At 71.0% G+C, this 15,191-nt stretch carries 14 protein-coding genes; 12 read left to right on the forward strand and 2 right to left on the reverse strand.

Translation table 11 applies throughout. The annotated features are described in order from the left end of the window. Positions 1-33: 33 nt before the first annotated feature. The 12 genes from ABIA32_RS22920 (at position 34) to ABIA32_RS22975 (ending at position 11,246) form a co-directional block, all read left to right on the forward strand. Positions 34-1,671, forward strand: coding sequence for a DAK2 domain-containing protein (locus ABIA32_RS22920; RefSeq protein WP_370098532.1), 1,638 nt, complete (start codon positions 34-36; stop codon positions 1,669-1,671). A 37-nt stretch (positions 1,672-1,708) separates the two neighbouring features. Next, positions 1,709-3,916 carry an ATP-dependent DNA helicase RecG gene (recG, locus tag ABIA32_RS22925; protein WP_370098535.1) on the forward strand — a complete coding sequence of 736 codons (2,208 nt, stop codon included), beginning with the start codon at positions 1,709-1,711 and terminating at the stop codon, positions 3,914-3,916. Positions 3,917-4,256: 340 nt separating this feature from the next. Beyond that, on the forward strand, positions 4,257-4,838 hold the full coding sequence (gene rsmD / locus ABIA32_RS22930) for a 16S rRNA (guanine(966)-N(2))-methyltransferase RsmD (RefSeq protein WP_370098537.1): 582 nt from the start codon (positions 4,257-4,259) through the stop codon (positions 4,836-4,838). A 14-nt stretch (positions 4,839-4,852) separates the two neighbouring features. Further along, a complete protein-coding gene (gene coaD / locus ABIA32_RS22935; RefSeq protein ID WP_370098715.1) occupies positions 4,853-5,353 on the forward strand; it encodes a pantetheine-phosphate adenylyltransferase in 501 nt (166 codons plus the stop codon). 14 nt (positions 5,354-5,367) lie between these two features. Then, the gene (locus tag ABIA32_RS22940) at positions 5,368-6,456 is read left to right on the forward strand and encodes a cell division initiation protein (protein WP_370098540.1); all 1,089 of its coding nucleotides are present in this window, start codon (positions 5,368-5,370) and stop codon (positions 6,454-6,456) included. Positions 6,457-6,620: 164 nt separating this feature from the next. Beyond that, entirely contained in the window at positions 6,621-7,217 is a 597-nt protein-coding gene (locus ABIA32_RS22945; RefSeq protein WP_370098543.1) for a DUF177 domain-containing protein, read from the forward strand. A 2-nt stretch (positions 7,218-7,219) separates the two neighbouring features. Further along, a complete protein-coding gene (rpmF, locus tag ABIA32_RS22950) occupies positions 7,220-7,393 on the forward strand; it encodes a 50S ribosomal protein L32 (RefSeq protein ID WP_037607617.1) in 174 nt (57 codons plus the stop codon). A gap of 18 nt (positions 7,394-7,411) precedes the next feature. Further along, the gene (rnc, locus tag ABIA32_RS22955) at positions 7,412-8,140 is read left to right on the forward strand and encodes a ribonuclease III (RefSeq protein ID WP_370098546.1); all 729 of its coding nucleotides are present in this window, start codon (positions 7,412-7,414) and stop codon (positions 8,138-8,140) included. Positions 8,141-8,200: 60 nt separating this feature from the next. After that, positions 8,201-9,067, forward strand: coding sequence for a bifunctional DNA-formamidopyrimidine glycosylase/DNA-(apurinic or apyrimidinic site) lyase (gene mutM, locus ABIA32_RS22960; protein ID WP_370098549.1), 867 nt, complete (start codon positions 8,201-8,203; stop codon positions 9,065-9,067). A 28-nt stretch (positions 9,068-9,095) separates the two neighbouring features. Continuing rightward, positions 9,096-9,404: a WXG100 family type VII secretion target gene (locus ABIA32_RS22965; protein WP_370098552.1), complete on the forward strand. Its 309-nt coding sequence runs from the start codon at positions 9,096-9,098 to the stop codon at positions 9,402-9,404. A 4-nt stretch (positions 9,405-9,408) separates the two neighbouring features. Next, positions 9,409-10,542, forward strand: a complete 1,134-nt coding sequence (locus tag ABIA32_RS22970; RefSeq protein ID WP_370098555.1) for a WXG100 family type VII secretion target — start codon at positions 9,409-9,411, stop codon at positions 10,540-10,542. Next, positions 10,542-11,246, forward strand: a complete 705-nt coding sequence (locus ABIA32_RS22975; protein ID WP_370098558.1) for a hypothetical protein — start codon at positions 10,542-10,544, stop codon at positions 11,244-11,246. The genes ABIA32_RS22970 and ABIA32_RS22975 overlap by 1 nt, the downstream gene beginning before the upstream one ends. Before the next feature lie 12 nt (positions 11,247-11,258). Here the strand turns inward: ABIA32_RS22975 and ABIA32_RS22980 are convergent, their stop codons facing one another. Then, complete coding sequence (locus ABIA32_RS22980) at positions 11,259-12,815, reverse strand: glycosyl hydrolase 53 family protein (protein WP_370098561.1); 1,557 nt, start codon at positions 12,813-12,815, stop codon at positions 11,259-11,261. 104 nt (positions 12,816-12,919) lie between these two features. Continuing rightward, on the reverse strand, positions 12,920-14,956 hold the full coding sequence (locus tag ABIA32_RS22985) for a beta-galactosidase (protein WP_370098564.1): 2,037 nt from the start codon (positions 14,954-14,956) through the stop codon (positions 12,920-12,922). Between the last annotated feature and the right edge of the window lie 235 nt (positions 14,957-15,191).

Genomic DNA, 15,191 nt, shown 5'->3' on the forward strand with positions numbered 1-15,191 from the left:
GCGGGGGACGTCCCAGCCTGCGAGGAGAGACCGGTGCCGCACACCCTCGACGCTCAGGCCGTGCGCGACTGGTGCCGGCTCTCCCTGGCCGCACTCGGCCAGGCGCGCGAGGAGATCGACGCGATGAACGTCTATCCCGTGCCCGACGGGGACACCGGGACCAACCTCTACCTGACCGTCGAATCCGCCACCCAGCAGGTCGAGACGCTATTCGGTGAGCATGGTCGGCCGACCGTGGAGACCGCCCTGCGCGCGATGGCCCACGGCGCGCTGCTCGGCGCCCGCGGGAACTCCGGCGTGATCCTCTCCCAGCTGCTGCGCGGCATCGCCGCCTCCATCGGGGACGGGCCCGCCGACGCCGCCGCGCTGCGCCGCGCGCTGCGGCGTGCGGCGGACGCGGGCTACGAGGCGGTGGCCAAGCCGGTCGAGGGCACCGTCCTCACCGTGGCCGCCGCGGCCGCCGACGCCGTCGCCGCGTTGCCGGAGGCCGCCGCGCTCGCGGAGGTCGCGGAAGGCGCGTACGAGGCGGCCGGGGTCGCGCTCGCGCTGACGCCGACGCAGCTGGAGGTCCTCGACCGGGCGGGAGTGGTGGACGCGGGCGGACGCGGGCTGGTCGCCGTGCTCGGCGCGCTGGCGGACGCGGTCAGCGGCCAGTCGCCGATGGGACCGCTCGCGATGGGCGCCCGCCGGGTCGTCGAGCACCACGCCCCGGCCGAGCTGCCGCGTGCGGCCAACGGCGAGGACGGGCCGGAGTACGAGGTGATCTACCTGCTGGACGCCCGCGACGAGGCGCTGCCCGTGCTGCGCGAGCGGCTGGCCGGGCTCGGGGACTCGCTGGTCGTGGTCGGTGGGGACGGGCTCTGGAACGTTCACGTCCATGTCGACGACCCGGGCGCCGCCGTCGAGGCCGGGATCGCGGCCGGTCGGCCGCACCGGATCCGGATCACCCACTTCGCCACGGCGGGGGCCGGCCTCCCGGCTCAGCACGTCGGCGAGCTGAGCGAGGCCCGGGCGGTCGTCAGCGTCGTCCAGGGCGAGGGCCTGGCGGGTCTGTGCCGCGAGAGCGGCGCGACCGTCCTGCACGCGGACCCGGACCGGGCCCCCAGCAGCGCCGAGCTGGCGGCGGCGATTCGCCGAGCCCACGCCCGCGAGGTCGTACTGCTGCTCAACGACGCCGAGCTGCGCGCCGCCGCGGGCGTCGCCGCGGACCAGCTGCGCGGCGAGGGTGTCCGCGTCGCGGTCATCCCGACCCGCTCGCCCGTCCAGGGGCTGGCGGCCCTGGCCGTGCACGAGCCCGGGCGGCGCTTCGACGAGGACGTCGTCGCGATGACCTCGGCCGCCGGCGCGACCCGCTACGCGGAGCTGGCGGTGGCCGAGGGCGAGTCGTGGACCATGGCCGGCGTCTGCCAGGCCGGGGACGTGCTCGGCCTGATCGACGGCGACGTCGCGGTCATCGGCGCGCCGGGGGAGACGGGCCCCACGGCCGCCGTCGTCCTCGACCGCATGCTCGCGGCGGGCGGCGAGCTGGTGACCCTGATCCTCGGCGACGGTACCGACGCCGCGCTGGCGGACCAGCTGGTCGCCCACGTGCGCCGGACCAACCCGGTCGTGGACACGGTCGTCTACGAGGGCGGACAGGGCGCGTCGCCGCTCGTCATCGGGGTGGAATAGGCGGGCACTGTCGGAGGGATGGTGCATCGTTGACCTTGTGTCTGATGTGTCCTCGCCGTCCCAGCCGTCGCCGCTCGACGAACCGCTCAAGAAACTCCTCGGCGCGCCCGCCAAGCAGCTCGCCGAGGGGCTCGACCTGCACACCGTCGGAGACCTGCTCCACCACTTCCCGCGCCGCTACAGCGAACGCGGCGAGCTGACGAGCCTCGACTCCCTCGAGGTCGACGAGCACGTCACCGTGATCGCCAGGATCGAGAAGTCCACGCTGATCCCGTTCCGGGGCCGCAAGGGCGACCGTCTCGAGGTCGTCGTCACGGACGGGCGCGGGCGGCTCTCGCTGACCTTCTTCAACCAGCGCTGGCGCGAGAAGGACCTGCGTCCGGGCCGCAGCGGCATGTTCGCGGGCAAGGTCGGGGTCTTCAACCGCACCCGGCAGCTGACCAACCCGGACTACGAGCTCTTCGGCGATACAGATGACCCGGATGCCATCGGCCGTTTCGCCGGGCGGCTGATCCCCGTCTATCCGGCCTCGGCCAAGGCGCCCTCCTGGCGGCTCGCGCTCGCCGTCGAGACGATCCTGGACCAGATGGACTGGGACCGCGTCCCCGACCCGGTCCCCGCCGCGCTGCTCGCCGAACGCGGGCTGGTCCCGCTGCGCGAGGCGCTGGAGCGGATCCACCGCCCGCGCACCCACGCCGAGCGGCTGGCCGCGCAGGCGCGGCTGAAGTGGGACGAGGCCTTCGTGCTCCAGGTCGCCCTCGCCCGCCGCCGCGCGGACGAGTCGGCGAAGCCCGCTGTCGCGCGCAAGCCTCGGCCTGGCGGGCTGCTGGACGCCTTCGACGCGAAACTGCCGTTCACGCTGACCGAGGGTCAGGAGAACGTCTCGGCGGAGATCTTCGCGGATCTGGCGGTGGAGCACCCCATGCACCGGCTGCTCCAGGGCGAGGTGGGCTCGGGCAAGACCATGGTCGCGCTGCGCGCCATGCTCGGCGTCGTGGACGCGGGCGGCCAGGCGGCGATGCTCGCTCCGACGGAGGTGCTCGCCCAGCAGCACCACCGCTCGATCGTGGAGATGATGGGCGAGCTCGCCGAGGGCGGGATGCTGGGCGGCGCGGAGCACGGCACGAAGGTCGCCCTGCTGACCGGCTCGATGGGCGTCCCGGCGCGACGGCAGGCGCTGCTGGACCTGATCAGCGGCGACGCAGGGATCGTCATCGGCACGCACGCGCTGATCGAGGACAAGGTGCAGTTCCTCGACCTGGGCCTGGTCGTGGTCGACGAACAGCACCGCTTCGGCGTCGAGCAGCGGGACGCGCTCCGCGCGAAGTCGGAACGGCCGCCGCACCTGTTGGTGATGACGGCCACCCCGATCCCGCGCACGGTCGCGATGACGGTCTTCGGCGATCTGGAGACCTCGGTTCTGGACCAGCTCCCGGCCGGCCGCTCGCCGATCTCCTCGCACGTCGTTCCGGCAGTCGAGCGACCCAACTTCCTGACCCGGGCCTGGGAGCGGGTCCGCGAGGAGGTCGGCAAGGGCCATCAGGCGTACGTCGTCTGCCCGCGCATCGGCGACGAGGAGGACGAGAAGGCGGCGAAGAAGTCCGCGAAGGCGGCGGAGGGGGACGACCGACGCCCGCCGCTGGCCGTGCTCGACGTCGCGGAGGAGCTGCGGGGCGGCCCGCTCGCTGGCCTGCGGGTGGAGATCCTGCACGGGCGCATGGCTCCGGACGCCAAGGACGACGTGATGCGACGCTTCGCCGCGGGCGCGGTGGACGTGCTGGTGGCCACGACGGTGATCGAGGTCGGCGTCAACGTGCCGAACTCCACAGTGATGGTGATCATGGACGCGGACCGCTTCGGCGTCTCCCAACTCCATCAGCTGCGCGGCCGGGTGGGCCGCGGCTCGGCACCGGGCCTCTGCCTGCTGGTCACCGACATGCCCGGAGCGTCGGCCGCGCGGGAACGGCTGGACGCGGTGGCGGGAACGCTGGACGGCTTCGAACTCTCCCGAATCGACCTGGAGCAGCGCCGCGAGGGCGATGTCCTGGGCCAGGCCCAGTCGGGCGTGCGGTCCTCCCTGCGGGTGCTGTCCGTCCTGGAGGACGAGGACATCATTGCGGCGGCCCGCGCGGAGGCGGTGACGCTGATCGCAGCGGACCCCGAACTGACGGACCATCCTGCTCTGCGCAGCGCGCTGGATTCTCTTTTGGGAGCAGAACGGGCTGAATACCTCGAAAAGGGTTAGTTGCACCATCAGGGGCGCGAGACTCTGCTCGATGAACTGCGTGCGCGACAAGCCACCCACGCAGCTGGCAGGCCGAACGCGCAGGGCCATCCGCACGCCGGTGGTTTCTCGCGCAGTTCCCCGCGCCCCTGAAGGTGCAACCACAGGCGGGAGGGCACCTTGCCGTGGCGACCTCTCGCGCCCACGCAGGGGGCACCTCCCGGCCGAAGGCTGGGGGAGGAGCCGCAGATCAGCAGAGCCCCGCGCCCCTGGGTGGTGCAACTTCCCGGCCGCGCGCAGGTGAAGCCCTGTGCACTAGCGTGGAAGAGCTCGCGTCCCCCCACCAGCAAGGACACCCCGCATGACCCGCGTGATCGCCGGAGCCGCTCGGGGCCGTCGCCTCGCCGTGCCGCCGGGTGTCAGTACTCGTCCTACCTCGGACCGCGCGCGGGAAGCGCTCTTCTCCAGCTGGGAGGCGCTGCGCGGGAGCCTCGCCGGGGCACGCGTGCTGGATCTGTACGCAGGGTCCGGCGCCGTCGGGCTGGAGGCGCTGTCCCGTGGCGCCGCGCACGCGCTCCTCGTGGAGGAGGATCCCTCCGCCGTGAAGACCATCCTCGCCAATGTCCGCACGCTCTCCCTGCCCGGCGCGGAGGTCCGCGCCGGAAAGGCTGAGCGGGTCATCGCGGGGGCCCCGCCCAGCAGCCCGTACGACCTGCTCTTTCTCGACCCGCCCTACGTCGTCGACGACGACGAACTGCGCGAGATCCTGATCACACTCGCCTCGGGGGGCTGGCTCGCCGACGAGGTGATCGTCACCGTGGAGCGCAGCACCAGAGGCGGAGCCTTCGTCTGGCCGGACGGCTTCGACGCGCTCAGGGAGCGCAAGTACGGCGAAGCCACCCTCTGGTACGGTCGCGCCGCCGCCAACGGAGCCGGGTACTGAGCGAGGAGATGACGATGTTTCGCCGCGCCGTCTGTCCGGGGTCCTTCGACCCCATCACCAACGGGCATCTCGACATCATCGAGCGTGCCTCGCGGCTGTACGACGTGGTCCACGTCGCCGTGCTGGTGAACAAGTCCAAGAAGGGCATGTTCACCGTCGAGGAGCGCATCGCGATGATCGAGGAGATCACCGCGCAGTACGGCAACGTCAAGGTGGAGTCGCACGCGGGCCTGCTCGTCGACTACTGCAAGGACCGCGAGATCCCGGCCATCGTCAAGGGCCTCCGCGCCGTCAGCGACTTCGACTACGAGCTGCAGATGGCGCAGATGAACCACGGCCTCACCGGGGTCGAGACGCTCTTCGTGCCGACCAGCCCCACGTACAGCTTCCTCTCCTCCTCCCTGGTCAAGGAGGTCGCCACCCTCGGTGGCGATGTGTCCCACCTTGTCCCGGAGTTGGTGTTCCGTCGCCTCACCGAGCGCATCGCCGAACGCTCCGCCGGACAGACGGACTGAGTACAGTTCCTCCCGTGGACGTGCAGCAGAAGCTCGACGAGATCACTCAGCTGGTGGACGGCGCCCGGTCGATGCCCATGTCGGCGTCGATCGTCGTCAACAAGGCGGACCTGACGGCCCTGCTCGCGGAGCTGCGCGAGTCGCTCCCCAGCGAGCTCGCGCAGGCGCAGCAGACGGTCGAACTCGGCGACCAGGTCGTCGAGGAGGCCAGGCGCGAGGCCGAACGCGTGGTCCAGGCCGCGCACCAGGAGCGGCAGCAGCTGATCAGCGGCACCGACCTGTACGCGCGCGCGCAGGCCGAGGCCGACAAGGTGCTGGGCGACGCCCGCACGGAGGCGGAGGAGCAGCGCCGCGAGGCGGACGACTACGTCGACAGCAAGCTCGCCAACTTCGAGGTCGTGCTGACCAAGACCCTCGGCGCCATCGGCCGCGGGCGCGCCAAGCTGCGCGTCGCCGGCGGCCCGGTCGACGGCGAGGACGGCGAGGAGTTCACGCAGGACGAGTTCCGCTCGCCGAGCCCCGAGGTCGACGAGTACGTCGATGTGAAGCTCGCCGCACTGGAGACCGCGCTCAGCAAGACGCTGGAGGCCGTCGGCCGGGGCCGCGACAAGCTGCTCGGCAAGCGTCCGATCGACGAGCTGGGCGCGTACCTGGCCGCCGCCGACCATGCCCAGGGCATCGAGCAGGGCGACGCCCGCCAGGCGGCCGTCGCCGCCGAGCTCGCCTCCCAGGGCCTGATGCCGGGGCAGGGCCAGCACGATCCGAACCAGCACCAGCAGCAGCCGCAGGTCGAGTACTGGCCGCCGCAGGATCCCTACGGCCAGCCGCAGCAGCCGGTCTACGACCCTTACAACGGCGGGTACCCGCAGCAGCAGCCGGTCTACGATCCCTACACCGGCGGCTACGTCGAGCCACAACCGGCGTACGACGCCTACGGCCAGCCGATGCAGCCGCAGCAGGCGCAGATCCCGCAGCAGCAGCACTACGAGCAGCACCCCCAGCAGCATTACGAGCAGCCGCAGGAAGTGACCAGCTTCTTCGACACGGGCTTCATCGACGTGTCCAAGCTCCGCGAGTACGGGCAGGGCCACGGAGGCCACTGAGGGTGACCGCTCGGACCGGAGTTGGGTGGGGGTCCGGCGTCGGGTATTCTGACCTCTCCGGCTTGTTGTGCTGGGAGCTGCCTGCTGCCCTGAAACGCAGTACGCAGGGCTGACGACCAGAGAAGGACAGACCCCTGAACCGCCTAGATCACCGCAACCCGCTCGTGTTCGACACACATGAGCTGGGACGTCGGCCTGGGGCGATGCGCAAGGTCTCCCGCTCGGTCCCGGCGCCCGCCAACTTCGGCAACGAGGTGATCAGCGTCCCCGAGGGCGCTGTCATCGAGCTGGAGCTCCGACTGGAGTCGGTCATCGAAGGAGTGCTCGTCACGGGCACCGTCGAGACCGGCCTGAAGGGTGAGTGCGTACGCTGCCTGGAGCCGATCGAGCGCGAGCTCGACTCGGACTTCCAGGAGCTGTTCTACTACCCCGACGCGGCTGACCGCTTCGGGGGAGCGTCCGAGTCCGACGAGGACGAGGACAACGAGGCTTTCCGTCTCGAGGGCGACCTGTTCGACCTCGAAACGGTGCTGCGTGACGCGGTGGTGCTCGCACTGCCGCTGCAGCCGGTGTGCCAGGAAGACTGCCTGGGTCTGTGTCCCGAATGCGGGGCACGGCTCAGCGACGACCCGGACCACCACCATGACGCCGTCGACCCCCGGTGGGCGGCTTTGCAGGGACTCTCGGCCGCATCCAGCGCGACCGGAAGCGAAGAGGACAGCGTCACCCGGGAGGGTGCCGCCGAGAACCAGGAGAATTAGCTGTGGCTGTTCCCAAGCGGAAGATGTCGCGCAGCAACACGCGCCACCGCCGTTCGCAGTGGAAGGCCACTGCCCCCGCGCTCGTGGCGTGCGACCGCTGCCACCAGCCGAAGCTGGGTCACACCGCGTGCCCGAGCTGCGGCACCTACAACCGCCGCCAGGTCCTGTCGGTCTGACGGCTGGAGATATACACGATGTCAGCGTCAGCGTCTGCGTCGCACGCCGACACCGGGTACAGCGTCCTGGAGGGACGGCTCGGGTACACCCTTGAGCCGTCCCTTCTGACGCGTGCACTGACCCACCGCTCGTACGCGTACGAGAACGGCGGGCTGCCCACCAACGAGCGCTTGGAGTTCCTGGGCGACTCGGTGCTGGGCCTGGTGGTGACGGACACCCTTTACCGCATCCACCCCGACCTCCCAGAGGGCCAGCTCGCGAAGCTGCGCGCCGCGGTGGTCAACTCGCGTGCCCTCGCACAGGTGGCGCGCGGCCTCGAACTGGGCAGCTTCATCAGCCTGGGGCGCGGCGAAGAGGGCACCGGGGGGCGGGACAAGTCGTCCATCCTCGCGGACACCCTCGAAGCCGTGATCGGCGCCGTCTACCTGGACCAGGGCCTCGACTCCGCCTCGGAGCTCGTGCACCGGCTCTTCGATCCGCTGATCGAGACGTCCTCGAACCTCGGCGCGGGCCTGGACTGGAAGACCAGTCTTCAGGAGCTCACCGCGACCGTCGGCATCGGCGTCCCCGAGTACGTGGTCACCGAGTCCGGTCCGGACCACGAGAAGACCTTCATCGCCGCCGCCCGCGTGGCCGGTGAGGACTACGGCTCCGGCTCGGGTCGCTCGAAGAAGGAGGCCGAACAGAAGGCCGCCGAGAGCGCCTGGCATGCGATCCGTGAGAAGCACGGCGTCAGCGGCGCCTGACGTCCGGCAGCGCCATGCATCGGGCAGCGCCTGGCACCCGGCAGGAGCTAGGCTTCCCGGATGCCTGAGCTTCCCGAAGTAGAGGTCGTCCGGCGCGGACTCGAGCGATGGGTCAGCGGCCGGACGGTCGCCTCTGTCGAGGTCCTGCACCCGCGTGCGGTCCGCCGCCACGCGGCAGGGCCGGAGGACTTCGCCGCGCAGCTGCGCGGCCGTGAACTCGGTGCGGCCCAGCGCCGCGGCAAGTACCTCTGGCTCGCCCTTCCCGGCACCGGTTCGTCCCTGCTCGGCCATCTCGGCATGAGCGGCCAGCTGCTGGTCCAGCCCGAGGGCGCGGCCGACGAGAAGCACCTGCGCGTACGGCTCCGCTTCGCCGACACGGCCGGCACCGAGCTGCGCTTCGTCGACCAGCGCACCTTCGGCGGTCTTGCCGTCGAGGACGCCGACCCGAGCGACCCTGACGCGGCGCCGATGTCCCTCGCGCACATCGCCCGCGACCCGCTCGACCCGCGCTTCGACGACGCCGCCTTCCTCGCCGCGCTGCGGCGACGCAGCAGCGGCGTCAAGCGCGCGCTGCTGGACCAGTCACTCATCAGCGGGGTCGGCAACATCTACGCCGACGAGGCGCTGTGGCGCAGCAAGCTGCACTACGAGCGTCCGGCCGACACCCTCACTCGCCCCGCCGCCGAGCTGCTGCTCGGCTCCGCGCGCGCGGTGATGAGCGAGGCGCTGGCCCAGGGCGGCACCAGCTTCGACAGCCTCTACGTCAACGTCAACGGCGAGTCCGGCTACTTCTCCCGCTCGCTGGACGCGTACGGCCGCGAGGGCGAGCCCTGCAACCGTTGCGGGACGCCGATGCGTCGCGCGGCGTGGATGAACCGCTCCAGCTACTTCTGCCCCAAGTGTCAGCGGCTGCCCCGGCACCGGTGAGCCCGCGCGCCTGTGGCAGGCTGCTGCGATGAACGAGTTCTTCATCGACCCGGCGGCAGTGAGGGCACTGGCCAGGGAGTTCCAGGCGGCCTCCGACCGCTTCGGCGGGCTGACGCCCGCGTTCCAGGCGAACGTCTTCGAGGTCGGCGAGGCCTTCGGCGTGCTCGGCGAGTGCACGGGCGCGGCCGATCAGTACCAGACCTTGGTCAACCACACGGTGGAAGGTCTGGGCCGGATGGAGCAGGCGCTCAGCGCGGACGCGGCGGGGCTGGAGCACACCGCGGAACAGTACACGGCCGTCGACCAGCACAACTCGCGGCTGCTCGGGGGGAACTGAGGCCATGAACATCAACGGCGCGATCGCGGGCAAGGTGGCCCAGGTCCTCTCGCTGCTCGATCTCCCCTGGCCCGGCGGCGACCCGGCCGCGCTGCGCCGCTTCGCGGGCGAGTGGCGCACGATGGCGGGCGAACTGACCGGCACGGCGGACCACCTGGACGCCTCCGTGCGCTCGGTCGTCGGCCCGTCGTGGCGCGGCTCGGCGGCTGACGCGTTCTCGGCGCACTGGCAGCAGCAGCATCATGCGATGCAGCAGAGCGCGCAGAACTTCCAGCTGGTGGCGAAGGAGCTGGACGCCTACGCCGACCAGGCCGAGCAGATCATCGAGGCGATCGTGGAGATCGCGTTGGAGATCGCCGAGTTCGAGCTGGCGGGGGCGTTTCTCACCTTCGTGACGGCCGGGATCTCGGATCTGGTGGCGGCCGCGGCGTCCGGTGAGCGGGCGTTGAAGATCGTTCAGCTCATCGACAAGTTCATCACCTTGGCGAAGCGGGCCGAGAAGGTCGTCACCGAGCTGATCGAGAAGGTCAGGAAGCTCGGACTGATCCCCCGGATCATGGTCGACACCCTCAAGAACACCGCAATGAACCTCACGGGCACCCAGCTGACGAACGTGCTGAGCGGCAAGGGCCTGGTCAACGGCTCCGACGTGCAGACGGCAGCGCTCGCGGGCGTCGGGGCGGCGGGGCTGAGCGGCGGCGCGTCCAAGCTCGGCGACGCCCTCTTCAGCTCCCGCGGCACGGACGCGGCAGCGAGCAAGATCAATGCTCTGCTGCAGGGCGACGGCACGGCGCAGAACATCGCCATGGGAGGCCTGACCAGCGCCGGTGGCAGCGCCTTCGCGGACGTGGCTCAGGGCAAGGACGGTCGGACGACCATCGCCGACTCCCTGACCGGAGGGGTGACCGGCGCCGCCGGAGCGGGACTGGCCGGCACCCTGAAGGTCGATCCGCTGCAGAGCAGTGGCCGCCACGCCAAGACGTCCGAGCTGGACCCCTATGTTCCGGTCGGTCAGGAGGTCGGCGCCAACGGCGTCGTCTACGGTGCGGGCGGTGCCCTGGAGAACGTGGTGAACCAGAACCCGAGCGTGCCCGGTCAGAACCAGGGCGCGGACGGTGCGATGGAAGGGGTGCGGTAGTGCACGGGACGGGGTTCCGGGTGCTGGTCGGCGTGGGCTGCTTCGTCGCCCTGTTCGCCCTGCTGGGCCTGTGGGGTTGGCGCCAGGACCGGGCGACGGCGCGGCGAGTGGTCGAACTGCTGGCATCGAGGCCGGGGTGGTCCTGGAAGCAGAAGGCGCCCGAGGTGCGCTTCCGCTATCAGCGCGCCGTCCTCGGCCACTTCAGTCAGCCGAAGTTCACCTGGTGGATGTCCGGCCCGTTGTCGGGCGGGCGCACAGCGGAGACCGTGCGGGTTTCCAGCGAGCGTTCACGCGGCAAGGGCACCGAGCACCGGACGAGCACCATTGCCGTGGTCGTCTTCCCCTTCTCGCTCCCCAGCATGTCACTCGGTCCGGACCAGTCCCGACCGGTTGTCTGGCAGACTCCGGTCGCGCCCGGACAGCCCGACTGGGCCGGTGTGCACGGTGACTCGGAGGACCCGGAGGCGGCTGCGGCGTTGTTCACGCCGGGCGCGCTCGACCGGGTGCGCAGCGGGCACGTCCAGTGGCGGATGGAGGGCTGCGCCGTGGTGCTGATCCAGTCCCGGGGGCTGACCCCGCAGGGCATGCTGAGCCTGGTCGACGAGGCGGCCGGCCTGGTCGAACGGCTGCCCGCCGCTGTACTGGCGCGGGCCGTCACGCAACCGAACCCCTGGCCCGGGCCGACCGTCGGTCAGCCCGGGTAGGGGAGCGTCTCGCTACCGCGCCGCGTACTCGTTCACGACGGGCAGCGCCTTGTCCGAGAAGTCGAACATCGCCTGGTTCTCCCAGCCGTCACCGGAGGAGGCGTTCGTCGGGTCCCAGCCGTTGCCGGCCACGACCGTCCAGGTCGGCTCCCAGTAGAACGCGCCCCAGCCGCGCCCGTTCGGCACCGCCTGGACGATCGACTGCACGTCGCGGAAGTTCGCCGCCTGGCCGGCGGCGCTCGCGGCGTAGCCGGCGTCGAGGGTGGTGTTGGACGAGTTCACCGAGTTGGTCTCGGCGTCGCCGTTGGCCATGGTCCACGGGTAGGCCGTCTCGGCCACCACGACCGGCTTGCTGAAGGTCGCCGCCAGGTCGTCCAGCGTGGTCTGGAGCTGGTCGAGCGGGCCGTGCCAGTAGTCGTAGTAGGAGAGCCCGATCACGTCGAACGGGACGCCGTAGTTCACGGCGTTCTGGTACCAGGCCTTGGCTGTCGCGTCCGCCGCGCCGTTGGCGATGTGCAGCATGATCTTGGCGTTCGGCGCGGCCGCCTTCACCCCGCTGATCCCGGCCTTGAGCAGCCCGGCCAGGTTGCTCCAGTTGGACGTGGAGCCAAGCGACCAGAGCATGCCGCCGTTGATCTCGTTGCCCACCTGGACCATGTCGGGCGTGGTGCCCTGGGCGACCAGGTCGGAGACGACCTGCTTGGAGTACGCGGTGACCTGGGTCTCCAACTGGGCGAGGGTGTCATTCGTCCACGCCGCCGGTATCGCCTGCTTGCCGGGGTCGGCCCAGGTGTCGGAGTAGTGGAAGTCCAGCAGCAGGCCCATGCCCTTGGCCTTGACCTGCTTGGCCATGGCCAGCAGCTCGGTCTCGTTGTTGAAGCCGTCCGCCGGGTTGACCCAGACCCGCAGCCGGGCGTAGTTCATGCCCGCGTTGCCGAGCACGGTCAGCGCGGTCTGCTTCGTGCCACTGCTGTTGTAGTAGACGCCGCCGAGCTCCTGCCCGCGCTCCAGGCTGGAGACGTCGCCGCCGCGGATCGGCAGCGAGGCGTAGCCGGACGAGAAGGAGATGTCGTCGTAGTTGGTCCAGTTGCCCGCGTTGGCGTCCGAGTAGAGGCCGATCGTGCACTGGTTGTTGCTGACCGTCGTCGAGACGACGATCCTGACCCACTTGCCGTCGGCCATCGGCGGAACGGCGGTTGTCTTGTCCGCGCCGCCACAGCCGATCAGGCCGATCGTGTCGGTGTTCTGACCGCCGCCGGAGCGGACCCAGGCGGTGAGCGTGTAGCTGCCGTTGGTGAGCCCGGTCAGGGTCTGATAGGTGGTCACCTTGTAGGCGCTGGACGCCCAGTGCGTCAGCCGGTAGCTGCCGCTGTGGCCGCCGGACTCGGTGTAGGAGGCGGAGCTCGTGCCGCTGGTGGACCAGCCGGTGGGTGTCGCGGTGGCGCCGTTGGCCTCGAATCCGCCGTTGGTGACGGTCGAGGCCGCGTGCGCGGTCAGTGCGGGGCCGCCCAGTAGCGCGGCGGCGGCGAGCAGGGAGACGCAAGCGGCTCTTGCAGTCAGGTGGCGCATCGTCAACGTCCTCTCTGACGTTGGGATGGGGTGGGGTGGGGCCCGGGACGCGACCCTCAACGCGTCCCGGACCTAGGCCGTCCGGCAAGGACGGCCTAGGTGCGTCAGGAACGGGGGTCCAGACGCACCACGCGCACGCCGCCCGCCGGGACGCACAGGCGTCCGGCCACGCGCTCGTCGGTGAGCAGCTCGGTGCCGGGTTGCGAAAGCGGCACCTTCACGTCGACGGGGTTGTGGTTCACGGCGAACAGGTACGCGGCATCGGGGCCCTCCCGCAGCACCACCTCGACGTCGCGCGGCAGCTCCGCGCGGTCGGGCAGGCGGGCATCGGCGCAGGCCAGGGTGAGGACCTCGGCGAGCTGCGCGGGGGAGAGGCGGGTGGAGAGGTACCAGGCGGCGCCCGCGCCGCGCAGGTTCCTGGTGATCGCGGGGGCGCCGGCGGCCGGACCGTCGGCGTAGTGCCAGATCGTCTCGGCGCCCTGCGGGACGACGGCCTCGGCCCAGACCTCGCCGCTGAGCTGCGCGCCGCCGGTCCGCCCGGCGTCGCCGCCGAGGGTGACCCGCTCGCCCGCGCGCAGCGGCAGGAACTCCTCGACGGTCAGGCCCAGCACGTCCCGCAGCACGCCGGGGTGGGCTCCAGGGTGGACGGCGTCGTGCTCGTCGACGATGCCGGAGAAGTAGGAGACGACGAGCGTGCCGCCGCCCTCGACGTAGCGGGTGAGGTTGCGGCCGGCCGCCTCGGTGGCGAGGTAGAGCGCGGGGACGACGACCAGCGGGTAGCCGGAGAGGTCCGCTTCCGGGTGGGCGAAGTCGACGGTCAGGTGTCGGTCGTAGAGCGCCTCGTAGAAGGCGTCGGCGCGTTCGTCCGCCCGGTGGTCCTCACTGGGACGCCATTCCAGCGACTGCGCCCACCAGGACTGCCAGTCCCACACCACCGCCGCGTCGGCCTGGACCCGACTGCCCGCCAGCTCGCCGAGCCGGCCCAGGTCCGCGCCGAGCTGCTTGACCTCGCGCCAGATCCGGCTCTCCGTCCCGGCGTGCGGCAGCATCGTCGAGTGGAACTTCTCCGCGCCGTAGCGGGAGGCGCGCCACTGGAAGAACATCGCGCCGTCCGAGCCGCGCGCGACGTGGGCCAGGCTGTTGCGGGCCAGCTCGCCGGGGCGCTTGGCGATGTTGCGCGGCTGCCAGTTGACCGCGCCGGTGGAGTGCTCCAGTAGCAGCCACGGCTCACCGCCCGCGACCGAGCGGGTCAGGTCGGCGGCCATGGCCAGGTTGACGTGGGTGCGCTCGGCCTCGGCGACCAGGTAGTGGTCGTTGGTGACCAGGTCGACCTCGCGGCCCCACTTCCAGTAGTCGACGCTGCCGCACTGGCTCAGCGCCGTCATGAAGTTGGTGGTGACCGGCGTGCCGGGGGAGAGGCGGTGCAGGATGTCGCGCTCGGCGGTGAAGTTGGCGAGCATCGCGTCCGAGCTGAAGCGGGTGTAGTCGAGCTGGTGGGCCGGGTTGCCTGCGGTGGGGGTGCGGCGCGGCGCGCCGATCTGCGCCCAGTCGTTGTAGCGCTGGCCCCAGAAGGTCGTGCCCCAGGCCTCGTTCAGCCGGTCCAGGCCGTCCAGTCCCTCGCCGTAGCGGGCCCGCAGCCAGCGGCGGAAGTCGACGGCGGAGATATCGCAGTAGCACGCGGAGACGGGCGCGCCGTACTCGTTGAAGACGTGCCACATGGTCAGCGCCGGGTGGTCCGCGTAGCGCTCGGCCAGCGCGGTGGTGATCCCGGTGATCGCGGCCCGGTAGGCGGGGGAGCTGTGGCAGATCGCGCCGCGTCCGCCGAAGGCGAGGCGCTGGCCGTCCTTGGTGACCGGCAGCGCCTCGGGGTGGCGCTGGTAGAACCAGGCGGGCGGCACGACCGTGGGCGTGCCGAGGTCGGCCTGGATGCCGTTCTCGTGAAGCAGCGTCAGCAGCCGGTCCAGCCAGGCGAAGTCGAAGACGCCGGGCGCCGGCTCCAGCAGCGCCCAGGAGAAGATCCCGACGCTGACCATGGTGACCCCGGCCTCGCGCATCAGCGCCATGTCCTCGGCCCAGACATGCTCGGGCCACTGCTCGGGGTTGTAGTCACCACCGAAGGCGAGGCGGCGTGTTGTCGGCATGGCGTCTCCTGTCTGTGAACGTGCACACCGTAGCGGACGCCTTCCGTGTTCTGGCAAGTGGGAAGTTGTTGGAATCTGCGCGCCGATTTGCCCGACTTGACCTGGGAATTCCTATCTGTCGCGCTGTGAAGGTCGATAGATAACCGGATGGCAACAAGTCTTGACAGATGACGAGTGCGTTTCCGTACTGTGAACGTTCACAGCGCATGAGAGACAGTCCGCACCGTGCGGACGT

This window comes from Streptacidiphilus sp. MAP12-20 (assembly GCF_041262525.1).
Lineage (GTDB): Bacteria > Actinomycetota > Actinomycetes > Streptomycetales > Streptomycetaceae > Streptacidiphilus.

Excerpts from the sequence above, each read along its gene's own strand:
- rsmD (WP_370098537.1), top strand. The coding sequence starts at position 4,257 with ATGACCCGCGTGATCGCCGGAGCCGCTCGGGGCCGTCGCCTCGCCGTG.
- coaD (WP_370098715.1), top strand. The coding sequence starts at position 4,853 with ATGTTTCGCCGCGCCGTCTGTCCGGGGTCCTTCGACCCCATCACCAAC.
- rnc (WP_370098546.1), top strand. The coding sequence starts at position 7,412 with ATGTCAGCGTCAGCGTCTGCGTCGCACGCCGACACCGGGTACAGCGTC.
- mutM (WP_370098549.1), top strand. The coding sequence starts at position 8,201 with ATGCCTGAGCTTCCCGAAGTAGAGGTCGTCCGGCGCGGACTCGAGCGA.
- ABIA32_RS22965 (WP_370098552.1), top strand. The coding sequence starts at position 9,096 with ATGAACGAGTTCTTCATCGACCCGGCGGCAGTGAGGGCACTGGCCAGG.
- ABIA32_RS22970 (WP_370098555.1), top strand. The coding sequence starts at position 9,409 with ATGAACATCAACGGCGCGATCGCGGGCAAGGTGGCCCAGGTCCTCTCG.
- ABIA32_RS22980 (WP_370098561.1), bottom strand. The coding sequence starts at position 12,815 with ATGCGCCACCTGACTGCAAGAGCCGCTTGCGTCTCCCTGCTCGCCGCC.
- ABIA32_RS22985 (WP_370098564.1), bottom strand. The coding sequence starts at position 14,956 with ATGCCGACAACACGCCGCCTCGCCTTCGGTGGTGACTACAACCCCGAG.